19 protein-coding genes are annotated in these 23,788 nt (G+C 55.3%); 10 read left to right on the forward strand and 9 right to left on the reverse strand.

From position 1 onward, the window contains the following. Positions 1–302: 302 nt before the first annotated feature. Positions 303–1,973, reverse strand: a complete 1,671-nt coding sequence (gene cueO, locus AC1UKS_RS17895; protein WP_482434709.1) for a multicopper oxidase CueO — start codon at positions 1,971–1,973, stop codon at positions 303–305. A gap of 186 nt (positions 1,974–2,159) precedes the next feature. Between cueO and AC1UKS_RS17900 the strand changes: the two genes are divergently transcribed. The 3 genes from AC1UKS_RS17900 (at position 2,160) to speD (ending at position 4,310) form a co-directional block, all read left to right on the forward strand. Further along, positions 2,160–2,507 (forward strand): YacC family pilotin-like protein, encoded by a 348-nt coding sequence (locus tag AC1UKS_RS17900; RefSeq protein WP_013200808.1) that lies wholly within the window; start codon positions 2,160–2,162, stop codon positions 2,505–2,507. A gap of 109 nt (positions 2,508–2,616) precedes the next feature. Continuing rightward, on the forward strand, positions 2,617–3,486 hold the full coding sequence (gene speE, locus AC1UKS_RS17905) for a polyamine aminopropyltransferase (RefSeq protein WP_482434710.1): 870 nt from the start codon (positions 2,617–2,619) through the stop codon (positions 3,484–3,486). A 14-nt stretch (positions 3,487–3,500) separates the two neighbouring features. After that, positions 3,501–4,310, forward strand: a complete 810-nt coding sequence (gene speD / locus AC1UKS_RS17910; RefSeq protein WP_013200806.1) for an adenosylmethionine decarboxylase — start codon at positions 3,501–3,503, stop codon at positions 4,308–4,310. A gap of 59 nt (positions 4,311–4,369) precedes the next feature. Here speD and yacL read toward each other — a convergent pair whose 3' ends face one another. The 6 genes from yacL to pdhR form a co-directional block, all read right to left on the reverse strand. Then, the gene (gene yacL / locus AC1UKS_RS17915) at positions 4,370–4,732 is read right to left on the reverse strand and encodes a protein YacL (protein ID WP_482434711.1); all 363 of its coding nucleotides are present in this window, start codon (positions 4,730–4,732) and stop codon (positions 4,370–4,372) included. Between the two features lie 183 nt (positions 4,733–4,915). Then, a complete protein-coding gene (gene acnB / locus AC1UKS_RS17920) occupies positions 4,916–7,513 on the reverse strand; it encodes a bifunctional aconitate hydratase 2/2-methylisocitrate dehydratase (protein ID WP_482434712.1) in 2,598 nt (865 codons plus the stop codon). 266 nt (positions 7,514–7,779) lie between these two features. Further along, positions 7,780–9,204 carry a dihydrolipoyl dehydrogenase gene (gene lpdA, locus AC1UKS_RS17925; RefSeq protein ID WP_013200785.1) on the reverse strand — a complete coding sequence of 475 codons (1,425 nt, stop codon included), beginning with the start codon at positions 9,202–9,204 and terminating at the stop codon, positions 7,780–7,782. Between the two features lie 183 nt (positions 9,205–9,387). Next, positions 9,388–11,286 (reverse strand): pyruvate dehydrogenase complex dihydrolipoyllysine-residue acetyltransferase, encoded by a 1,899-nt coding sequence (gene aceF / locus AC1UKS_RS17930; protein ID WP_482434713.1) that lies wholly within the window; start codon positions 11,284–11,286, stop codon positions 9,388–9,390. A gap of 13 nt (positions 11,287–11,299) precedes the next feature. Then, the gene (gene aceE, locus AC1UKS_RS17935; protein WP_013200783.1) at positions 11,300–13,963 is read right to left on the reverse strand and encodes a pyruvate dehydrogenase (acetyl-transferring), homodimeric type; all 2,664 of its coding nucleotides are present in this window, start codon (positions 13,961–13,963) and stop codon (positions 11,300–11,302) included. A gap of 143 nt (positions 13,964–14,106) precedes the next feature. Continuing rightward, positions 14,107–14,871 carry a pyruvate dehydrogenase complex transcriptional repressor PdhR gene (gene pdhR, locus AC1UKS_RS17940; protein ID WP_013200782.1) on the reverse strand — a complete coding sequence of 255 codons (765 nt, stop codon included), beginning with the start codon at positions 14,869–14,871 and terminating at the stop codon, positions 14,107–14,109. A gap of 505 nt (positions 14,872–15,376) precedes the next feature. On the opposite strand from pdhR, the gene aroP reads away from it, so the two are divergent. From aroP to AC1UKS_RS17955, 3 genes are all read left to right on the forward strand, one after another. Beyond that, a complete protein-coding gene (aroP, locus tag AC1UKS_RS17945) occupies positions 15,377–16,732 on the forward strand; it encodes an aromatic amino acid transporter AroP (protein WP_482434714.1) in 1,356 nt (451 codons plus the stop codon). A gap of 221 nt (positions 16,733–16,953) precedes the next feature. Beyond that, positions 16,954–18,360 (forward strand): glycoside-pentoside-hexuronide (GPH):cation symporter, encoded by a 1,407-nt coding sequence (locus AC1UKS_RS17950; RefSeq protein WP_482434715.1) that lies wholly within the window; start codon positions 16,954–16,956, stop codon positions 18,358–18,360. Continuing rightward, the gene (locus AC1UKS_RS17955) at positions 18,360–19,337 is read left to right on the forward strand and encodes a glycoside hydrolase family 43 protein (protein WP_482434716.1); all 978 of its coding nucleotides are present in this window, start codon (positions 18,360–18,362) and stop codon (positions 19,335–19,337) included. The genes AC1UKS_RS17950 and AC1UKS_RS17955 overlap by 1 nt, the downstream gene beginning before the upstream one ends. On the opposite strand, the gene ampE is transcribed toward AC1UKS_RS17955, so the two are convergent. Beyond that, complete coding sequence (gene ampE / locus AC1UKS_RS17960; RefSeq protein ID WP_482434717.1) at positions 19,311–20,165, reverse strand: beta-lactamase regulator AmpE; 855 nt, start codon at positions 20,163–20,165, stop codon at positions 19,311–19,313. The two genes, AC1UKS_RS17955 and ampE, sit on opposite strands and share 27 nt — an antisense overlap. Before the next feature lie 5 nt (positions 20,166–20,170). Beyond that, entirely contained in the window at positions 20,171–20,737 is a 567-nt protein-coding gene (ampD, locus tag AC1UKS_RS17965; protein ID WP_482434718.1) for a 1,6-anhydro-N-acetylmuramyl-L-alanine amidase AmpD, read from the reverse strand. A 188-nt stretch (positions 20,738–20,925) separates the two neighbouring features. Between ampD and AC1UKS_RS17970 the strand changes: the two genes are divergently transcribed. The 4 genes from AC1UKS_RS17970 (at position 20,926) to nadC (ending at position 23,768) form a co-directional block, all read left to right on the forward strand. Beyond that, the gene (locus AC1UKS_RS17970) at positions 20,926–21,486 is read left to right on the forward strand and encodes a fasciclin domain-containing protein (RefSeq protein WP_013200777.1); all 561 of its coding nucleotides are present in this window, start codon (positions 20,926–20,928) and stop codon (positions 21,484–21,486) included. A 69-nt stretch (positions 21,487–21,555) separates the two neighbouring features. Beyond that, the gene (locus AC1UKS_RS17975) at positions 21,556–22,125 is read left to right on the forward strand and encodes an RNA polymerase sigma factor (RefSeq protein ID WP_482434719.1); all 570 of its coding nucleotides are present in this window, start codon (positions 21,556–21,558) and stop codon (positions 22,123–22,125) included. Beyond that, positions 22,122–22,784 (forward strand): anti-sigma factor, encoded by a 663-nt coding sequence (locus AC1UKS_RS17980; protein WP_482434720.1) that lies wholly within the window; start codon positions 22,122–22,124, stop codon positions 22,782–22,784. The genes AC1UKS_RS17975 and AC1UKS_RS17980 overlap by 4 nt, the downstream gene beginning before the upstream one ends. A 93-nt stretch (positions 22,785–22,877) precedes the next feature. Next, on the forward strand, positions 22,878–23,768 hold the full coding sequence (gene nadC, locus AC1UKS_RS17985) for a carboxylating nicotinate-nucleotide diphosphorylase (protein WP_482434721.1): 891 nt from the start codon (positions 22,878–22,880) through the stop codon (positions 23,766–23,768). Positions 23,769–23,788: the final 20 nt, after the last annotated feature.

Raw genomic sequence — 23,788 nt, forward strand, 5'->3', positions numbered from 1 at the left:
ATTTGCACTGAATAACATAAAGACCAGCCAATAACAGAGTTCAGCCGAGCTGGGATTTTAATTTCAGAAAACAGCTAAGGTAGGAAAAAACAGATCTTACAGCAGGTTAAAATAAGAACTAATACCATGTAATATTCAGGTCGACTCGGTTAAATCTCATTGAAAAAATGCTGGCCTTATTTCCCAATCGCAAATAACTTAAGCCAAATTCAGATTATTCACAGAAGATGTGCGGGCAAGTCGGGCAGGAAATTCACCCGTGGAAGGCGTCAATGTTCCACGGGTGAGGGATTTTACGGACGTTACTCGCTCACCGTAAAGCCGAGCATCATGCCGGTATCTTCATGTTCCAGCAGATGACAGTGCGCCATATAGGCCTGATCCTTCGCCGCCAGGTTGTCAAAACGCACCAGCACTTCGCTGCGCCAGCCCTCAACCCTGACAATATCCTTCCAGCCGCTGCGATGCGCTGCCGGAGGTTTGCCATTTTCTGACAGGATACGGAATTGGGTGCCATGAATATGGAACGGGTGCAGCATCTCGTCGCCTTCACCCGAAATCGTCCACTTCTCGACAACACCACGCTTCACGTCAAAGGACGGCGTGTTCATATCAAAGGCTTTGCCATTGATCCGGTTGCCGCTATGGAAATCCCGGGCCGTCTTATCATCGCCGTGATCCATACCGGCCATCGCGCCATCATCCATGTCCGCCATCTTGCTGTGATCCGTGCCGGCCACAGGCTCCTGTTCCATCCCGGCCATTTTGCTGTGATCCCTCTCAGCCATCCCGCCCGCATCATCCATATCATTATCGTGCGCATCGCCGCTCATGCCGGCCATGGCCGCATGTCCGTATTTCTCCATCAGGGCGAGCATGCCACGGCGATCGAGTTCCGGATCCATGGTCAGTTTTAGCTGGCGCTCAGCCATCCCGTCGGTAGACGGTAAAGCAGGCATCTCGACCAGGGTGTCCGGCAGCGTGCCGCTGGCCATAATTTGCAGCGGTACGATGTGCAATATCGGCAACGGCTGGTTAAACGGTGCCAGCGACATGCCCATCTGCCGCACGGGAAGCGTTTGCAGATCGAATTCTTTGCCATCGCGGGTATCGACCATGATTTCAAAGCGTTCACCCGGCATCATCGGCAGCTCTGTCAGCTCAACCGGCTCGGCCAGCAATCCGCCATCGCTGGCGATAACGTACAACGAACGACGATCGCAGGCGGTCAGGTTCAGCGTGCGCGCATTACAGCCGTTCAGCACGCGCAAACGTAACCAGCCGCGCGGCACGGCGTGCTGAGGATAAATGGCGCCATTGGTTAGCATGGTATCGCCAAACCAGCCCACCGCCGCGCTCATGATACCCAGCTGATAATCGATTTTACTGCCGTCGCTGCTTAATCGTTTGTCTTGCAGGATCAGCGGAATATCATCCACGCCCCAGATTTTTGGCAGCAGCAGCTTCTCGCCGGCGATGTCTTTCACAATCACCAACCCAGCCAGCCCCTGAGCGACCTGATAACCGGTTCTGCCATGCAGATGGGGATGGAACCAGCAGGTGGCAGAGCGCTGGTCAGGCGTGAAGCTGACGGTACGGGTCTGTCCCGGTGCGATCTGCGCCTGCGGGCCGCCATCCACGGAACCGGGGATGTCCAGACCGTGCCAGTGAACGGTGGTCGCTTCCGGCAACTGGTTACGCACATTGATGGTCACCGGCTTATCGCGTTCCAGCTGGATCGCCGGACCGAGCAGATCGCCGTTATAACCCCAGGTTGGCACGGTTTTACCCTGCCAGACCTTAGAACCGGTCTTCGCCGTAATATTCATCACGCCGCGCGGATCGGGCGTTAACAGCACCGGGATCGGCAATTCAGGACGGCGTTCAGCCGCCATGGCGCTGCGGCTCCATAATGGCAAGGCACTGGCCGCGCCCATTGCCGCGGTTAGCTTAATAAAATCACGACGTTGCATTGATTCAGTTCGCCCTGGCAGAAAATTCTTATTGGGAAGCATAAACCCTTCCCTACCGGGAAGGTCAAGCTTTGCCACCCCTGGGCCAGTAAAATAGCCGGATCCGGAGTTTTCTGCCGCAAAATTGTCTGAAGCCTGCGAATAACTGTGCTAACGTCAGACTATTGCAATCGGTTGAGATCAATTATGAAGAAAAGCATCAAGGCTCTGTTGTTACTGAGTCTCTTTGGCTTCTCGTCGACCAGTTTCGCGCTGAGCGAATCTGAAGCGGAAGATTTAGCCGATTTAACGGCTGTGTTTGTCTATTTGAAAAATGACTGCGGATATCAGGATCTGCCGGACGGGCAAATTCGCCGGGCGCTGGTGTTCTTTGCCCAGCAGAACCGCTGGGATTTGGCCAATTACAGCAGCTTTAATATGAAAGCGCTGGGCGAAGACAGTTATCGTGATTTGAGCGGTATCGCCGTTCCGAACGATATGAAGTGCAAATCCCTGGCACGTGACTCCCTGAGCCTGCTCGCGTACGTGAAATAATCCCCTCCCTTTTTCCCATTATTGCTGATAATTTGACCGTGCAACCACGGTCAGAGTTAGCTATTATGTCGCGCCCATTTTTCGTGGCTGTTATGAGGAGAATCCCAGCATGGCCGAAAAAGAAATGTGGTATGAAACGCTTCATACCGGGTTTGGACAGTACTTTTCTGTCGATAAGATCCTGTACCGTGAACAGACCGGTCATCAGGATTTAGTCATCTTTGAGAATGCCGCGTTAGGTCGCGTTATGGCGCTGGACGGTGTGGTACAAACGACCGAGCGCGATGAGTTCATTTATCACGAGATGATGACCCACGTTCCCCTCCTCGCGCACGGCGCAGCAAAACGCGTATTGATTATTGGCGGTGGCGATGGCGCCATGCTGCGTGAAGTCAGCCGTCATAAAAATATCGAACAGATCACCATGGTTGAGATCGACGCGGGCGTGGTGACCTTTTGCCAGCAGTATCTGCCAAATCACAGCGCCGGTGCGTACGACGATCCGCGTTTTACTCTGGTGATTGACGATGGCGTGAACTTTGTCGCTCAGTGCAGTGAAAAGTTTGATGTGATCATTTCTGACTGCACCGATCCGATCGGTCCGGGAGAAAGCCTGTTCACCTCGGAATTTTACGCCGGTTGCCAGCGTTGCCTTAATGAAAATGGCATCTTCGTGGCGCAGAATGGCGTTTGCTTCCTGCAGCAGGAGGAGGCGATTAACAGCCACCGCAAACTGAGCCACTACTTTGGCGACGTCAGCTTCTATCAGGCGGCGATCCCAACCTATTACGGTGGCATTATGACGTTCGCCTGGGCCAGCAACAATCCCGCGCTGCGCCAGCTTGACAGCGCCACGCTTCAGGCCCGTTTTAGCGCGGCAAACCTGACCTGTCGCTACTATAATCCGGCGATCCACACGGGCAGCTTTGCCCTGCCACAATATTTGTTGAATGCGCTGGCCGACCAGCCGGGCGTTTAAGGGGGTGAACAAAATTGCAAAAGCTTAAACTACATGGCTTCAACAACCTGACGAAAAGCCTGAGTTTTTGTATCTACGATATCTGTTACGCCAACACAGATGCAGAGCGTGACGGATACATTGCGTACATTGATGAGCAATACAACGCCAACCGCCTGACGGAGATCCTTAGCGAGACCTGTTCGATTATTGGCGCGAACGTGCTGAATATCGCGCGCCAGGACTACGAGCCTCAAGGGGCCAGCGTGACCATTTTGGTCAGCGAAGAGCCGATCGACCCGAAAGATATCGATACCTCGGAACATCCGGGCCCGTTACCTAACTCGGTGGTGGCGCATCTGGATAAGAGCCATATCTGCGTGCACACTTACCCGGAGAGCCACCCGGAAGGCGGACTCTGCACCTTCCGCGCGGATATTGAAGTCTCCACCTGTGGGGTGATTTCGCCGCTGAAGGCGTTGAACTACTTAATTCACCAGCTGGAATCCGACATTGTCACCATCGACTACCGCGTGCGCGGCTTTACCCGCGATGTGAATGGCCTGAAGCACTACATCGATCACCAGATCAATTCGATTCAGAACTTTATGTCTGAAGATATGAAATCGATGTACGACATGCTGGATGTGAACGTTTATCAGGAGAACATCTTCCATACCAAGATGCTGCTGAAAGAGTTTGATTTGAAACACTATCTGTTTAACACCCGACCGGAAGACCTCAGCCCGCAAGAGCACAAGCGTATTACCGATCTGCTGTGGAAAGAGATGCGTGAAATTTACTACGGGCGCAATATTCCGGCCGTGGGATCAAAATCGCTGTAAGGTTTATGGCGTTAAGAAGCGGGTGGCCTCAGGGCCGCCCGTTTATTTTGGCGTCCGGTTTACCGGCCCTGCAAAAAAGCCCGGTAAGCAGCGATCACCGCGAGGAAATCCTCCACGCCGCAGAAGCACAGGCTCTCTTCGTCGTAGTAGTTCATGCCCTCCTCCATCTCGTCGCCTTCAACGCTCAGCAGGTTGGCGCGGACAATCACCTCTTCCTCATCCAGCCACAGCGTGTATTCGTGGCCAATACGCTGCCATTGGCGCTCGCTGCCTTTTACGCTCTCAACCGCGGCTTCCACTTCATCCAGCAACGTCAGGTTGCCTTCCACTTCTTCATTGAACCAATGTCCAACGGCTTCATGTCCCATCGACATGCGCACTTTCACCCCGCCGGTGAGGTCACGCAAAAATTCGTATTCCATACTGCTGTCCTCTGACTGCCTGCTTTGCACTGATAACGTGCATTTTCCGCGCATTGTGCGCTTTTAATGGGGGATAGCCCGCATTATCGCAGTCTGCCAGACGAAAAACAGCCATTTCAGGTCGGGTCGAAGCAATAAAAAAAGGGAGGCCATCAGGCCTCCCTTTCTCGTCCAGCACCGACGTTATACGGCGGTCTGGAAGATCACACCGTCAGCTTTGTCCGTGTACTGGGACAGCTTGTCGAAGTTCAGATAACGGTAGGTGTCTACCGCGGTCTTATCGACCTGCAACATAAACTGCTGGTATTCGTCTGGGGTAGGCAGTTTGCCTAACAGCGACGCGACCGCAGCCAGCTCGGCTGATGCCAGGTAGACGTTAGCACCGGTTCCCAGACGGTTCGGGAAGTTACGGGTTGAGGTGGAAACCACCGTCGCGCCATCTGCCACACGCGCCTGGTTACCCATGCACAGTGAACAGCCCGGGATCTCGATACGCGCACCGCTCTTACCGAAGACGCTGTAATAGCCCTCTTCCGTCAGCTGCGCGGCGTCCATCTTGGTTGGCGGTGCCACCCACAGACGCGTCGGCAGCTGGCCTTTGTGGCTATCCAGCAGCTTACCGGCCGCACGGAAGTGGCCGATGTTGGTCATGCAAGAGCCGATAAACACTTCATCGATTTTCTCGCCCTGAACATCAGACAGCAGACGGGCATCGTCCGGATCGTTTGGCGCACACAGGATCGGCTCCTTGATCTCCGCCAGATCGATTTCGATCACTGCCGCGTACTCTGCATCCGCGTCGGCTTCCAGCAGATTCGGTTCAGACAGCCACTTCTCCATGCCCTGAATACGACGCTCAAGGGTACGACGATCGCCGTAACCTTCTGAGATCATCCACTTCAGCAGCACGATGTTGGAGTTCAGGTACTCGATAATCGGTGCCTGGCCCAGCTTGATGGTACAACCGGCAGCAGAACGCTCGGCCGACGCATCAGAAAGCTCAAACGCCTGCTCAACTTTCAGCTCTGGCAGACCTTCGATTTCCAGGATGCGACCTGAGAAGATGTTTTTCTTCCCTTTCTTCTCAACGGTCAGCAGGCCCTGCTTGATGGCGTACAGTGGGATGGCGTGAACCAGGTCGCGCAGGGTGATGCCTGGCTCCATTTTCCCTTTGAAACGCACCAGTACCGACTCAGGCATATCCAGCGGCATCACGCCGGTCGCCGCAGCAAACGCCACCAGACCTGAACCTGCCGGGAAGGAGATTCCGATTGGGAAACGCGTATGCGAGTCACCGCCGGTACCCACGGTATCCGGCAGCAGCATACGGTTCAGCCAGCTGTGGATAATACCGTCACCCGGACGCAGTGAGACGCCACCACGGTTCATGATGAAGTCTGGCAGCGTGTGGTGAGTAGAGACGTCAACCGGCTTAGGATAGGCTGCGGTGTGGCAGAAGGACTGCATCACCAGATCCGCAGAGAAGCCCAGACAGGCCAGGTCTTTCAGTTCATCACGGGTCATTGGACCGGTGGTGTCCTGAGAACCGACAGAGGTCATTTTTGGTTCGCAGTAGGCGCCAGGACGCACGCCGTCGGTGCCACAGGCACGGCCAACCATTTTCTGCGCCAGTGAGTAACCTCGGGTGCTGACCGCCACGTCTTTCGCCAGGCGGAACACGTCGCTGTGCGGCAGGCCCAGAGATTCTCGGGCTTTGGTGGTCAGGCCACGGCCGATGATCAGCGGAATACGGCCACCGGCGCGAACTTCGTCCAGCAGCACTTCGGTTTTCAGTGAGAAGGTCGCCAGCACTTCGCCGGTTTCGTGGTTCTTCACTTCGCCTTTGTACGGGTAGATGTCAATCACATCGCCCATATTCAGGTTCGCCACATCCACTTCGATTGGCAGTGCGCCCGCATCTTCCATAGTGTTGAAGAAGATCGGGGCAATGTTGCTGCCCAGTACCACGCCGCCGCCTTTCTTGTTCGGCACGAACGGCAGGTCATCACCCATAAACCACAGCACCGAGTTGGTGGCGGATTTACGCGACGAACCGGTGCCGACAACGTCACCCACGTAGGCAAGAGGGAAACCTTTCGCCTGCAGCGCTTCAATCTGCTTGATGGGGCCAACATTGCCTGCGTCGTCTGGCTCAATGCCTTCACGGGCATTTTTCAGCATCGCCAACGCGTGCAGTGGGATATCAGGACGGGACCAGGCATCCGGGGCCGGAGACAGGTCATCGGTGTTGGTTTCGCCGGTGACTTTGAAGACGGTAACGGTAAGTTTTTCTGCCAGCTCGGGACGTGACAGATACCACTCAGCATCAGCCCAGGACTTCAGGATCTTCTGCGCGTGTGGGTTACCCGCTTTGGCTTTCTCTTCCACATCGTAGAAGCTGTCAAACATCAGCAAAGTATGGGAAAGGGCTTTCGCCGCGATCGGGGCAAGCTTCTCATTGTCGAGCGCATCGATCAGCGGATGAATGTTGTAGCCGCCCTGCATGGTGCCCAGCAGTTCTACAGCTTTTTCAGGGGTAACCAGAGGAGAGGTCGCTTCGCCTGCGGCGACAGCAGCCAGGAAGCCAGCTTTCACGTAAGCCGCTTCGTCCACGCCTGGTGGAACTCGATTGATTAACAGATCAGACAGGAATTCTTCTTCGCCCGCAGACGGGTTTTTCAGCAGTTCAACCAGCGCGGCCATTTGGGAAGCATCAATTGGTTTTGGAACGATCCCTTCGGCAGCACGCTCGGCAACGTGCTTACGGTATTCTTCTAGCACGACGTTCTCCTCGCTCACATTGTTATGGCATACCGGGCGGTTTACCGCGAAGTGAGGTGCGTATTCTGTAGGGTGAAGCGCCCGGTTACGCGAGGGGCAGCATAGCAGGATTTCGTTAGCATGTTAATCTGTTTACAAAAAAGCAACATTAATTCGCCGCGAAGCACGATTCCATGGGCGTAACGCGCCTTACCATAACCAGAAGTTTTCATCGGGCAAAAAAAACGGCCCCCTGTTGGGAGCCGTTTCTCAAACCGCGTAGCGACTTACTTCTTCTTCGCTTTCGGGTTTGGCAGGTCAGTGATGCTACCTTCGAACATTTCGGCAGCCAGACCCACGGATTCATGCAGCGTTGGGTGAGCATGGATGGTCAGCGCGATATCTTCCGCATCACAACCCATCTCGATAGCCAGACCGATTTCACCCAGCAGCTCGCCGCCGTTGGTGCCGACAATCGCACCACCGATCACGCGGTGAGTTTCTTTGTCGAAGATCAGTTTGGTCATACCGTCTGCACAATCTGAAGCGATGGCACGACCGGAGGCCGCCCAAGGGAAGGTGGCCGTTTCGTAACTGATGCCCTTCTCTTTCGCTTCTTTCTCGGTCAGACCGACCCAGGCAACTTCTGGCTCAGTGTAAGCAATCGATGGGATCACTTTCGGGTCGAAGTAATGTTTCTTACCGGAGATCACTTCGGCTGCCACGTGGCCTTCATGCACGCCTTTGTGCGCCAGCATCGGCTGACCGACGATGTCGCCGATAGCATAGATGTGCGGCACGTTGGTACGCATCTGCTTGTCGACGCGGATAAAGCCACGGTCGTCCACTTCCACGCCTGCCTGACCGGCATCCAGACCTTTACCATTAGGTACACGGCCAATCGCCACCAGAACCGCGTCGTAACGCTGTGGTTCGGCCGGCGCTTTTTTGCCTTCCATGGTGACGTAGATACCGTCGTCTTTCGCTTCAACCGCAGTCACTTTGGTTTCCAGCATCAGATTGAACTGCTTGCTGATACGCTTGGTGAAGACTTTCACCACGTCTTTGTCAGCCGCAGGGATAACCTGGTCAAACATCTCAACCACGTCAATCTGTGAACCCAGCGCGTGATAGACGGTCGCCATTTCCAGACCGATGATACCGCCACCCATAACCAGCAGGCGCTCAGGCACTTCTTTCAGTTCCAGGGCGTCGGTGGAGTCCCAGACACGAGGATCTTCATGCGGGATGAATGGCAGCTGAATCGGACGGGAGCCCGCAGCAATGATGGCGTTGTCGAAGTTGATGGTGGTGGCACCATTCTCGCCTTCAACCACCAGCGTGTTAGCGCCGGTGAATTTACCCAGACCGGTGACCACTTTCACTTTGCGGCCTTTCGCCATCCCTGCCAGACCACCGGTCAGCTGGTTGATGACTTTTTCTTTCCAGGTACGAATTTTGGTGATGTCGGTTTGTGGCTTACCAAACACGATACCATGCTCTTCCAGGGCTTTAGCTTCTTCAATCACTTTCGCGACGTGCAGCAGCGCTTTGGAAGGGATACAACCCACGTTCAGACAAACCCCACCCAGGGTGCTGAAACGCTCAACGATGACGGTCTCCAGACCTAAATCGGCTGCGCGGAAGGCTGCAGAGTAGCCCGCAGGACCTGCCCCAAGTACCACGACCTGAGTTTTAATTTCTGTACTCATCATGACCTCTTAGTTAACCGCTGGGATATTCATTCATCCACCGGTACGTTTACACCGCAAGAGTTTACAGAATTGTTAACAGACTGCAAACCGCTTGATACGAAACGTTTTCAACTACCTTGTCGACTTAGCACATCGAAAGTCGGCTATGAGAAGGCCGGCAAAAGCCGGCCTTGTAACGGTTTACATCACCAGACGGCGGATATCCGCCATGACTGTTGCGATGTAAGCCGCGAAGCGTGCACCGGCTGCGCCATCGATCACACGGTGATCGAAGGAGAGCGACAGTGGCAGCATCAGGCGAGGAACGAATTCTTTACCGTTCCAGACCGGCTCCATCGACGATTTAGACACGCCGAGGATCGCCACTTCCGGCGCATTGACGATAGGGGTGAACGAAGTGCCACCGATGCCGCCAAGGCTGGAGATGGTGAAGCAGCCGCCCTGCATATCGCCGGCCGTCAGCTTACCGTCACGCGCTTTCTTCGAAATCACCGACAGCTCGTTAGACAGCTCAACAATGCCTTTCTTGTTGACGTCTTTGAACACCGGAACCACCAGACCGTTTGGCGTATCAACCGCCACACCGATATTGATGTATTTCTTCAGCGTCAGCTTCTGTCCATCTTCAGACAGCGAGCTGTTGAAACGTGGGAACTCTTCCAGCGCTTTGGCAACCGCCTTCATGATGAACACCAGTGGGGTGATCTTCAGATCCAATTTCTTCTTCGCGGCTTCGTCATTCTGCTGCTTACGGAAGTTTTCCACTTCGGTAATGTCGGCCTTGTCGTGCTGGGTAACGTGAGGGATCACGATCCAGTTACGGCTCAGGTTAGCACCCGAGATTTTCTGGATGCGGCCCAGCTCGACTTCTTCAATCTCACCGAACTTGCTGAAGTCCACTTTCGGCCATGGCAACATGCCCGGCATACCGCCACCGGCCGCTGCTGCGGGTGCAGACTCGGCACGTTTCACCGCATCTTTGACGTAAGACTGCACGTCTTCTTTCAGAATGCGGCCTTTACGGCCAGTGCCTTTCACTTTCGACAGATTGACGCCGAACTCACGGGCCAGACGACGGATAACCGGCGTGGCGTGGACGTAAGCATCGTTCTCAGCGAACTCACCTTTGGATTCCGCTTTCGCCGGTGCCGGAGCCGCTTTCGCCTCCTGCTGAGCCGGTGCAGCCTGCTGTGGTGCCGCTGCCGGAGCAGCCGCCGCTGGCGCAGCGCCTTCCACTTCGAAGACCATGATCATCGAACCGGTTTTCACTTTATCGCCGGTGCTGATTTTGATCTCTTTCACGGTGCCCGCGAACGGTGCCGGGACTTCCATCGAGGCTTTGTCGCCTTCAACGGTGATCAGCGACTGCTCGGCAGCCACTTTATCGCCCACTTTGACCATGATTTCGGTGACTTCGACTTCGTCATCACCGATATCCGGCACGGCAACTTCTTTCGCGCCGCCGGCTGCTGCGGGTGCCGCTGCCGCGTCTTCTTTCACTTCTGGCTTGGCTTCAGCCGGAGCCGAACCTGAACCGGCAGTTTCGAAGACCATGATCAGCGAGCCGGTGCTGATTTTGTCGCCGGTGCTGATTTTGATCTCTTTCACCACACCCGCGAACGGAGCAGGCACTTCCATTGAGGCTTTGTCGCCTTCAACGGTAATCAGCGACTGCTCGGCTTCCACCGTGTCACCGACTTTGACCATGATTTCGGTCACTTCAACTTCGTCAGAACCGATATCCGGCACGGCAACGTCTTTGCTTTCTGCCTGAGCAGGCGCAGCGGCGGCCGCCGGTTTCGCGTCTTCTTTTTTCTCTTCGGCTTTGGCCGGTGCCGCAGCACCTTCCGCGTCTTCGAAGATCATGATCAGCTTGCCGGTTTCAATTTTGTCACCGGTCGCGACTTTGATCTCTTTTACGACGCCCGCCTGTGGGGAAGGGACTTCCATAGAGGCTTTATCGCCTTCTACGGTGATCAGCGACTGCTCAACTTCAACCTTGTCGCCCACCTTGACCATGATCTCGGTGACTTCCACTTCGTCTGCACCGATATCCGGTACGGTAATTTCGATAGCCATTAATCTTTCCCTCTTATGCCAGACGCGGGTTGACTTTATCGGCATCGATATTGAATTTGATGATCGCTTCCGCCACCACTTTCTTCTCGATTTCGCCGCGTTTAGCCAGTTCACCCAGAGCCGCAACCACTACGTAAGACGCATCCACTTCAAAGTGGTGACGCAGGTTTTCACGGCTGTCAGAACGACCGAAACCGTCGGTGCCCAGTACGCGGTAATCGCTGGCTGGCATGAAGGTACGGATCTGCTCGGCGAACAGTTTCATATAGTCGGTTGAGGCCACGGCCGGTGCATCGTGCATGATCTGCGCAACGTATGGCACGCGTGGTTCTTCTGTCGGGTGCAGCATGTTCCAGCGCTCGCAGTCCTGACCGTCGCGGGCCAGTTCGGTGAACGAGGTGACGCTGTAAACGTCAGAGCCAACGCCGTAGTCTTTCGCCAGGATCTGCGCAGCTTCACGCACGTGACGCAGGATAGAGCCTGAACCCAGCAGCTGTACCTTCCCTTTGTTGCCTTCTACCGTTTCCAGCTTGTAGATACCCTTACGGATACCCTCTTCCGCACCCTGCGGCATCGCAGGCATGTGGTAGTTTTCGTTCAGCGTGGTGATGTAGTAGTAGACGTTCTCTTGCGCTTCGCCGTACATACGCACCAGACCGTCATGCATGATGACTGCCACTTCGTAAGCATAAGAAGGATCGTAAGAGATACAGTTAGGGATAGTCAGAGACTGAATATGGCTGTGGCCATCTTCGTGCTGCAGACCTTCGCCGTTCAGCGTGGTACGGCCGGAAGTCCCGCCCACCAGGAAGCCACGAGCCTGCTGATCGCCTGCTGCCCAGCACAGGTCGCCGATACGCTGGAAACCGAACATGGAGTAGTAGATATAGAACGGGATCATTGGCAGGTTGTTGGTGCTGTAAGACGTTGCCGCCGCCAGCCATGACGCGCCAGCGCCCAGTTCGTTAATCCCTTCCTGCAGGATCTGACCTTTCTCGTCTTCTTTGTAGTAAGCAACCTGCTCGCGGTCCTGCGGGGTGTACTGCTGACCGTTCGGGCTGTAAATACCGATCTGACGGAACAGACCTTCCATCCCGAAAGTACGCGCTTCATCGGCGAGGATCGGAACCAGACGATCTTTGATCGACTTGTTCTTCAGCATCACGTTCAGGGCACGCACGAAGGCGATGGTGGTCGAAATTTCTTTGTTCTGCTCTTCCAGCAAGGCGGAGAACTCTTCCAGCGCAGGCATTTCCAGCTTCTCGCTGAAGTTTGGCTGGCGGGTTGGCAGGTAGCCACCCAGTTTCTCACGCTGACCGTGCAGGTATTTGTACTCTTCAGAGTCTTTCTCGAAGGTGACATACGGCAGTTTTTCGATGTTGCTGTCGTCAACCGGCACGTTGAAACGATCACGGATATAGCGCACGCCATCCATGTTCATTTTCTTCACCTGGTGAGCGATGTTTTTGCCTTCCGCGGATTCGCCCATACCATAGCCTTTAATGGTATGTGCCAGAATAACCACAGGTTTCCCTTTGGTATCCTGCGCTTTTTTCAGGGCAGCAAAGACTTTCTTCGGATCGTGACCGCCACGGTTCAGTGACCAGATTTCATCGTCAGACATGTCTTTAACCAGCGCAGCGGTCTCCGGGTAACGCCCGAAGAAGTGCTCACGCACGTAAGCGCCATCGCGGGATTTGAAGGTCTGGTAGTCACCGTCAACGGTCTCGTTCATCAGCTGAACCAGTTTACCGGTGGTGTCTTTACGCAGCAGTTCATCCCAACGTCCGCCCCAGATAACTTTGATCACTTCCCAACCGGCGCCAGCAAAGATGCCGTCCAGTTCGTTGATGATTTTGCCGTTACCGGTGACCGGGCCATCCAGACGCTGCAGGTTACAGTTGATGATGAACACCAGGTTGTCCAGCTTCTCACGGGTGGCGATAGTGATCGCCCCTTTGGATTCTGGCTCATCCATCTCACCGTCGCCGAGGAAGGCGTAAACGGTCTGCGCCGCGGTGTCTTTCAGACCACGGTGCTCAAGGTACTTGAGGAATTTCGCCTGGTAGATCGCGCCGATAGGGCCCAGGCCCATGGATACGGTCGGGAACTGCCAGAAATCAGGCATCAGTTTCGGGTGCGGGTAAGAGGACAAGCCTTTCCCGTCAACTTCCTGGCGGAAGTTGTTCATCTGCTCTTCGGTCAGGCGGCCTTCAAGGAAGGCACGTGCGTAAACGCCCGGAGAGATGTGGCCCTGGAAGTACACCAGATCGCCGCCGTCTTTTTCGCTACGCGCACGGAAGAAGTGGTTAAAGCACACTTCATAGATGGTCGCAGAAGACTGGAAGGAGGACATGTGACCACCGAGGTCCAGATCTTTCTTCGATGCACGCAGAACGGTCATGATGGCGTTCCAGCGAATTGCGGAACGGATACGACGTTCGAGAGAAGTATTGCCCGGATAGTCCGGCTCGTCTTCAACAGCAATAGAGTTGACGTAGTTGCGGGCGTTCACGCCTGCCGCGATTTTAACGCCACCTTTACGTGCTTCGCTCATTACCTGGTCGATCAGGAACTGTGCGCGCTCAACACCTTCTTCACGGATGACCGATTCGATCGCCTGTAGCCAGTCGCGAGTTTCGATCGGATCCACGTCATTGTGTAAACGTTCTGACATGGGGGTATTCCTTATCTGTGTCTAATACGTTGAATTGTCTGGAGCCTGTCCCACTGTGTCCGCAATCCTTCAGGCACAGTGAGACAGGCTCGTCGTGTATACCTTGCCAGTGGCAGGGCATAGTTCCGCGTTATGGTTACGCGTTAGTCCTTACGTTGCTGTAATCGTCGTAAGGAGCGCTCTCTGCGACTCTGCTCCCGACTTCTGTCCAGCAATATTTCCTCGATAAACGCCAGGTGACGGTGTGAGGCTTCGCGCGCCTTTTCGGGTTCGCGTGCCACAATCGCCTCAAAAATTCTGGCGCGGTGACCGCCTACTTTTGCCAGCATTTCCCGGCGCGAGTAGAGCAATTCGAAGTTCTGTCTGACGTTCTGTTCCAGCATCGGCCCCATGCTGCGGAGTAAATGCAGCAGCACCACATTATGGGCCGCTTCTGTTACAGCGATCTGATACTGCATCACCGCATCCGCTTCTGCGTCCAGATCCCCGCTGTCTTGTGCGGTCTGGATCTGCACATGGCAGTGGCGAATACGTTCAAAATCATCGTCCGTGCCCCGGAGCGCGGCGTAATACGCGGCGATCCCTTCCAGTGCATGGCGCGTTTCCAGCAGGTCAAACTGGGATTCCGGGTGGTCAGCCAGCAGTTCAACAAGCGGGTCGCTCAGGCTCTGCCACAGGCTGGTTTGCACAAAGGTGCCACCGCCCTGACGACGCAGCAGTAAACCTTTCGCTTCCAGACGTTGGATAGCTTCACGCAGAGAAGGACGGGAGACATCAAACTGTTTTGCGAGCTCACGTTCCGGGAGCAGCTTTTCACCCGGACGCAGGGTCCCTTCCATAATCAGGGACTCGAGCTGTTGCTCGATAGCATCGGATAGCTTTGGTTGGCGGATTTTACTGTAGGCCATCATCCCTTCTTCTGCCATTTGCCGAAGTTAATTGGTAATACCAATTGCAAAAAGGTGCCCGTAAACTAACAAAGTATTCACCTTATGTCCATATGGCAACCCACTGAAACAGGACCCACGTCTCGTTTTCCCATAGAGGACGAGTCCCAAAAAAGGGGGGGAAAAGCGGGGCGTTTCAAATGTTAAATTTTTTAACTTTTCTGAAACAAGGCAAGCGTTTAGTGGGTAAAAATCCACCGGCCATAAGGCAACGATATTCGTCTTTTGGCCGGGTTTGTGACAGAAACATGAATTGTGATTAAGCGATGAATTTTTAGGCATTCTCCCGCACAAAAAGCGAAAGCGAGTGCAATGGCCACCGCTTATCACTATTCTTGTCGCGAAGGTAGCATGAGCCTCTTTTTAGTGTCTCTGGCACTGTAAATTTTTCAATACGTTACCTGTGACAACTGACTGACAAAGACGCGTCTTTTGTTGAAAATAATAACGACATCATGAGGTTTATATGGAACAAACACAGGGCGACACGCTGAAGCGGGGATTGAAAAACCGCCATATTCAGCTGATCGCGTTGGGCGGTGCCGTGGGTACGGGCCTGTTTCTCGGCATTGCCGATACCATCCGCATGGCGGGCCCGTCGGTGCTGCTGGGCTACGCGATCGGCGGCTTTATTGCCTTCCTGATTATGCGTCAGCTGGGTGAAATGGTGGTCGAAGAGCCGGTAGCCGGTTCCTTCAGCCACTTTGCCTACAAGTACTGGGGCAATTTTGCCGGTTTCGCCTCTGGCTGGAACTACTGGATCCTGTATGTGCTGGTGGCGATGGCGGAACTGACCGCCGTCGGCAAATATATCCAGTACTGGTATCCGGATATTCCGACCTGGGTGTCCGCTGCCGTGTTCTTCGTGGTGATCAATGCCATCAACCTGACCAACGTAAAAGTGTACGGTGAGATGGAGTTCTGGTTCTCGATCATTAAAGTGGCTGCGGTCGTGGCGATGATTGTGTTCGGCTGCTGGTTACTGTTCGGTGGCCATGCCGGACCTGAAGCCCGCGTCTCCAACCTGTGGGATCGTGGCGGTTTCTTCCCGAACGGCATCTCCGGCCTGGTGATGGCGATGGCGGTGATCATGTTCTCCTTCGGTGGCCTTGAGCTGGTCGGCATCACCGCAGCAGAAGCGGATAACCCCGAGCAAAGCATCCCGAAAGCGACCAACCAGGTGCTGTATCGCATCCTGATTTTCTATATCGGCTCGCTGACCGTGCTGCTGTCGCTGTATCCGTGGACCAAAGTGATTGGCGGTGCCAGCCCGTTCGTAATGATTTTCCACGAGCTGGGCGACAGCCTGGTGGCGAATGCGCTGAACGTGGTGATCCTGACGGCGGCGCTGTCGGTGTATAACAGCTGCGTGTACTGCAACAGCCGTATGCTGTTTGGCCTGGCGCAACAGGGCAACGGCCCGAAAGCGCTGCTGAAGGTCGATTCACGCGGCGTGCCGGTAATGGCCATCGCGGTTTCTGCTGCCGCCACCGCCTTCTGCGTACTGATCAACTATCTGATGCCGGGTGAGGCCTTCGGTCTGCTGATGGCTCTGGTGGTGTCGGCGCTGGTGATTAACTGGGCGATGATCAGCCTGGCGCACCTGAAGTTCCGCCGTAAGAAAGATCAGCAGGGCGTGGTCACCCGCTTTAAGGCGCTGCTCTATCCCGTAGGTAACTATCTCTGCCTGCTGTTCCTGGCCGGTATTCTGGTGATTATGGCGATGACGCCAGGCATGGCGATCTCCGTCTGGTTGATCCCGGTGTGGATTGCCATTCTGGGCGTGGGTTATCTGCTGAAGTCACGGTCTCAGAAAGCCTGACAGCATGAGGGCACCCCGGTGCCCTCTTCTTTTCCTTCCGCTCGTTCACCAGTTCTGCTTACTGTTCATCGTCGGCTTACCCGCCTGAAAGCATAAATGTTATCCACCTCACACTTTCTCGCCGACAGGGATTTTGTCCATTTCTGCGACGCTTTCCACCAGCGCAAATCCCCCCTAAGCCATTAATACTGCACTTCATGATTCCAGTAAGGGAAAAATCCATGAAGGGCACTGCACTTTCGATTAAAGAGAAGATTGGCTACGGCATGGGCGATGCAGGCTGCAATATGATCGGCGGCGCCATCATGCTGTTCCTTAATTATTTCTACACAGACGTGTTTGGTCTGGCGCCCGCGCTGGTCGGCGTGCTGCTGCTGTCGGTAAGGGTTATCGATGCGGTGACCGACCCAATCATGGGCGCGATTGCTGACAGAACGCAGAGCAAATATGGCCGCTTCCGGCCCTGGCTGCTGTGGATTTCCCTGCCTTATGTGCTGTTCAGCGTGCTGATGTTTACCACGCCAGAATGGACCTATAACAGCAAGGTTATCTATGCCTTTGTCACCTACTTCCTGATGTCGCTGACCTATACGGCGATCAATATTCCCTATTGCTCGCTGGGCGGCGTGATCACCAATGACCCGAGCGAACGCGTCTCCTGCCAGTCTTACCGCTTTGTGATGGTCGGTATCGCCACCCTGATCCTTTCCCTTTCCCTGCTGCCGATGGCGGAGTGGTTTGGCGGAGAAAACAAAGCCCGCGGTTACCAAATGGCGATGAGCGTGCTGGCGCTGATTGGCCTGTGCATGTTCCTGTTCTGCTTCGCCACGGTGCGCGAGCGTATCCACCCGGCGGTGCCAAGCAATGACGATCTCAAATCTGACCTGAAGGCCGTGTGGAAAAACGACCAGTGGGTTCGCATCCTGCTGCTGACCTTCTGCAACGTCTGCCCCGGCTTTATCCGTATGGCAGCCACCATGTACTACGTCACCTGGGTGATGGGCCAGTCAACGCACTTCGCCACGCTGTTTATCAGCCTGGGCGTCATTGGCATGATGATTGGGAGTACGCTGGCGAAGGTGATGACCGACCGCTGGTGCAAACTGAAGGTATTTTTCTGGACCAACATCGTGCTGGCGATTTTCTCCAGCGGCTTCTACTTCCTCGATCCTCACGCGACCGTGCTGGTGGTGGTGATGTACTTTGTGCTGAATATCCTGCATCAGATCCCTTCACCGCTGCACTGGTCGCTGATGGCCGACGTGGATGACTACGGTGAATGGAAAACCGGGAAACGCATTACCGGCATCAGCTTCTCCGGCAATCTGTTCTTCCTGAAAGTGGGACTTGCGGTCGCCGGTGCCATGGTGGGCTTCCTGCTCTCGTATTATGGCTACGATGCGGGTGCGAAAGCGCAGGCACCGAGTGCCATCAACGGTATTATGCTGCTGTTTACCGTGATCCCAGGCGTGGGCTATCTGATCACCGCCGGCGTGGTTCGCCTGCTGAAAGTGGATCGTCCGATGATGCTGCAAATCCAGCAGGACCTGGAAAAGCGTCGGCAGAACTTCCAGCAATTGAACGACTATCACGACAGTAAATCCCCAATCAAACCGGTGAATACATAATGACTTCCTCACTCTGGCAAAATCCGTTAATCGAGCAGCGCGCCGATCCTTTTATCCTGTTCGATCGCGGCAGCTACTACTTTATCGCCTCCGTCCCGGAATATGACCGGCTGGAAATCCGCCAGGCAAAAACGCTGGCCGCACTGGCTGAGGCCTCGCCGGTTGTGGTTTGGCGAAAACCAGACAGCGGCGAAATGAGCGAGCTGATCTGGGCACCCGAACTGCACAGAATCGACGGTATCTGGGTCATCTACTTTGCCGCGGCGCCCACCCAGGCGATCAAAGACGGCCTGTTCCAGCACCGAATGTTTGCGCTGGCCTGTACGGACGATAATCCCCTCACCGGCACGTGGCGTGAATGCGGGCAGATTGTCACCCCGATCGACAGCTTTGCGCTGGATGCCACACACTTTGTGCATCAGGGAAAGAACTGGTATTTGTGGGCGCAGAAAGATCCGGCCATCGCCGGTAACTCCAACCTCTATCTTGCGGAGCTTGCCACGCCGTGGGCGATAAAAGGTGAGCCGGTGATGATCAGCCGGCCGGAGTTTGACTGGGAATGCCGGGGGTTTAGCGTCAACGAAGGCCCTGCCGCAATCCGCCATGGCAATCGTCTGTTTGTCAGCTATTCCGCCAGCGCAACCGATGAAAACTACTGCATGGGCTTACTGTGGATTGAGGCGGACGCGGACCCGATGGACAGTGCTAACTGGCATAAATCGGCGCTACCGGTCTTTACCACCAATACTGATCATCGCCAGTTTGGGCCCGGTCATAACAGTTTTACGGTCTCAGAGAAGGGAGAGGATGTGCTGGTCTATCATGCGCGGAATTACACCGAAATTGAGGGCGATCCGCTGTATGACCCTAATCGTCATACGCGGATCAAAACCTTTAGCTGGAATGCGCAGGGGATGCCGGAATTTGGCACGCCACCTGCCGATTCGTCGTCAGACCAGCGTGCCGTAAATGGTTAACAGCGCCACCACCACCACCATCACCCACGAAACCTTCTTCGCAAGCGCCACGGCGACGCGAGGGGTTTCGACCTTATCGGTGTGCGGATCGCGTGCCAGAGAGAACTGGGCAAGCCGCGTCAGCACCTGATATTGCGAGGTGTGGCGGTCGCCAAGGGAAGCAAACCAGGCGGGCAGCGCGCGCTCGCCATGGCCAAGCAGCGCATAGGCCACGCCCACTGCCCTGACCGGCAGCCAGTCAACAATATGCAGGATCGCATCCACGCCCGACTGTGAGCGCTCCAGCGGTGAATGATGACGCGCCAGCCACGACTGCCACGCCCGCAGGAAGGCGTATCCCACCAGCAATACCGGGCCCCAGGGGCCGCCAACCACAAACCAGAACAGCGGCGCCAGATAGTAGCGGAAGTTAATCCACATCAGCGCGTTTTGCAGTTCGCACAGGTATTCCCGTTCGTCGCAATCGACCGGAATACCGTGGATGAGCGTCAACTCTTCCGCCATCGCCTGATGCGCATCGGTGTCATTATGGCTCGCCGCTTTCAGATAGGTATGATAATGCAGGCGAACAGACCCGGCACCGATGCACAGCAGCCCAACCGCAATCCAGAACAGCAGTTGCAGTATGCCGAAAAACAGTCCTTTCAGCGCCAGCAGACAAACCACCATCACCGCCATCGCCAGCAGCATCATCGATAGCGTACGCACCAGCGAAAACCGGTGCTTCTTACGAAACAGCGGCGCCAGGTGATGATCCAGCTGCCAGTGCTCGCCCATTTTGAACAGGCGTTCCCAGCCCAGAACCAACAACAAACTAAAAAGCGTCATGCCTGTTACTCCTGTACTGGGGCGTCCGGGCGGCTGCCCAGCGCGTCCCGAAATCTTGTCCAGTCGAAAGCCGGACCCGGATCGGTTTTTCGTACCGGCGCAATATCACTGTGCCCGGTGATGTGCTCGGCTATTCCGGGATAATGGGCGATAAGCAGCGCGGTGAGTTCTTCCAGCGCCTGATACTGCGCATCGGTGTAGAGCAGGTTGTCCGTCCCTTCGAGTTCGATGCCAATGGAAAAGTCATTACAGGCCTCACGGCCCTGATAGGTCGATACGCCAGCGTGCCATGCGCGAAGGTGAAAAGGAACGTACTGCACGATTTCACCGTCGCGGCGGATCAGGCAGTGCGCGGAAACCCGCAGCTGGGCGATATCGGCAAAATAGGGATGGGCGTGGGGATCTAAAGTCCCGGTGAATAACGCATCGATCCACGGACCGCCAAACTCACCTGGAGGCAGGCTGATATTGTGGATCACCAACAGCGACGGCGTTTCATTATCCGGACGCTCATTGAAATGCGGCGAGTGAACCCGCTTCACTCCGTGGATCCAGCCCTCGTGCAACTGCATGCCCTGCTCTCCTTTTATAACGATTTCATCAGAGTAGCATGAATCATTTTTGGATAACCAAACTTCTGATAAGCGCCAAATCCGGCGGATGAAAATTATTTTGTTTTTCCTGCATCCAGTTCGCCTCCCCAGCCGTAGATAGCTTTGTAAGGCAAATGTGCCTTCTCTGACTCTCAAAGGAACACATCATGAAAACAATCGTTCGCACGGCGCTTTGCGCATCATTACTGTTCAGCGGTGTCGCCATGGCTGACTCGATGAGCAACAACGTTATGGTCGGCGGCTCTGCGATGTTCCCATCAAAAAACATCGTTGAAAATGCGGTGAATTCCAAAGATCACACCACGCTGGTGGCGGCAGTAAAAGCGGCTGGCCTGGTCGATACCCTGCAGAGCAAAGGCCCGTTCACGGTCTTCGCGCCTACCAATGCCGCGTTTGCCAAACTGCCTGCGGGTACCGTCGACAACCTGCTGAAGCCGGAAAATAAAGCCATGCTGACCAGCGTGCTGACCTATCACGTGGTTGCCGGCAACTATGACATGAAGATGTTAGAGAAAAAGATTAAACAGGGTAAAGGCCATGCCGAGCTGAAAACCGTTAACGGTCAGCCACTGTGGATTATGAGTAACGGCCCGCACAATATTCAGCTGAAAGATGGTCAGGGAAATGTCGCTAATATCAGCACTTACGATGTTCATCAAAGTAACGGTGTGATCGACGTTATTGATACCGTGCTGATGCCGAAATAAGAAAAAAGCGTTATACCAGGTGCAGCAGGTTTACTCAGATCCTCTGCACCTTTTTTTACAGGAAGCTTCATGACAGACGATGTTATCGACAGTCAGGTCCTTTTACTGCAAGCGGTCGGCCGAGGGGACAGGCGGGCGTTTGAACAGCTTTACCGCCAACTTTCCCCTTATCTTTTCGCCATCGCGTTGCGCATGCTTCGGCGGCGCGGCTGGGCCGAAGAGGTACTTCACGACACAATGCTGGCCATCTGGCAGCGAGCGGCCAGCTACGATCCCCAGCTGAGCGCGCCGAAGACCTGGATGACCACGCTTATCCGCCATCGGGCCATTGATTATCTTCGGCTGAAGGGCAACCAGTCCTCTCCGCTGGATACGCTGGATATCGACACGCTGAACGAAGATTACACTGAGGGACTCTCCTGCACCTTTGCGGACGGTTTACCCTCGACCTCTGAAGCCCGCAGATTAGCGGACTGCCTGGATCATCTTCCGGGAGAACAACGACAAAGTGTGATGCTGGCCTATTATCAGGGCCTGTCGCACAGCGAAATTTCTGAGCACCTGCAGCAACCGGCTGGCACCGTCAAAAGCTGGATCCGTCGCGCATTGGCCCATTTGAAAGAGTGTGTGGGAATATGAAAACAAGAAGCCAATACGATTCGGCCCTCGCCGCAGAATATGCCCTCGGCACCTTACGTGGCCCCGCGCGCCAGCAGTTCGAACGCCGGTTGCAACAGGAATCCGCCTTGCGGGAAGAGGTCATCCGCTGGCAGACAATGCTCGGCCATATGGACCACGCGGTGCAGCCCGTGGCCCCTTCTGCCGACCTCTGGCAAAAAATCCTGCGCGACCTGCCGCCAGAAAAACGTGCCCGGATGCCATTCCGCTGGCATTACCTCGGCTGGGCGCTGGCCGCGTCCTTCGCCGGTGCGCTGATCGTCAACATGATTCAACAACCCGCCTCTTTGCAGGCCGTTGCCGTGCTGAACAGTAGCGGGAGCCAGCAGGGTTCCTGGGTGGTTGCGCTGAATCAGGCCCGGAGCGAGCTGACGCTTCAGGCAATCAATGCCAGCGCGCTGCCGGCGAAGCAAAGCCTGGAGCTGTGGCTGATCCCGCCGGGACAAAAGCCGCAGTCATTGGGGCTGGTTGATCCCACGCGCATCACGCGCATCGCCTTGAACAGCAACCGACTCAGCGACCTGCCGCTGCTGGCCATCAGCCTTGAGCCGCAGGGCGGTTCACCCACCGGGCAACCCACGGGTCCGGTGGTGTTTAGCGGCAAGGTTTCGTCAATCTGACGGCGGCAATTGCTGCATCGCGGCTTGCTGGCAAGCTACCGCTAAACAGGCTAGCATGGTCGAACTCTCTATCCGACCTTTCGGAGTTCGATCATGACTACCCGCCGCTACGATCCGGACAGCCGCCGCACGGCATTGCTGGAACGTGTTGAGGATGATATTCCCCCAAGTGTTGCTCAGGCCCTGCGTGAAGATCTGGGAGGCGAAATTGACCCCTGCAAAGATATCACCGCCAGCCTGTTACCTGCCGATGCAACCTCGCATGCCGTTGTGATTACTCGCGAAGCGGGTATTTTTTGCGGCAAGCGTTGGGTGGAGGAAGTGTTTATCCAACTCGGCAATAAAACCCAGATCCTCTGGCATGTTGAGGACGGTGATGCGATCGCCGCCGATCAACCGTTGTTTGAAATCACCGGCCCTTCTGCATTGATCCTCACGGCAGAACGCACGGCGCTGAATTTTGTGCAGACGCTGTCTGGCGTGGCGACGGAAGTCAGCCGCTATGTGGCGATCCTTGAAGGGACCCGCACCCAGCTGCTGGATACCCGGAAAACCCTGCCGGGCCTGAGAACGGCCCTGAAATATGCGGTGCTCTGTGGCGGCGGCGCTAACCATCGCCTGGGGCTTTCTGACGCGTTCCTGATTAAAGAGAATCATATTATTGCCACCGGTTCGATTCGCGATGCCGTGGAAAAAGCCTTCTGGCTGCATCCGGATGTCCCGGTTGAAGTCGAAGTCGAGTCTTTGGACGAGCTGACCCAGGCGCTGGCTGCCGGTGCAGATATCGTGATGCTGGATAACTTCACCGTTGAGCAGATGCGTGAAGCCGTAAAGCAAACCGACGGCAGCGCGCTGCTTGAGGTCTCCGGCAACGTCACCGATGAAACGCTGCGGATCTTCGCAGACACCGGCGTCGACTACATCTCGGTCGGGGCGTTGACCAAACACGTCCGTGCGTTAGATCTTTCAATGCGCTTCAAATAAGCCTGCACATTGTGCCCCCA

The organism is Erwinia sp. AK-PDG3-5, from assembly GCF_056821705.1.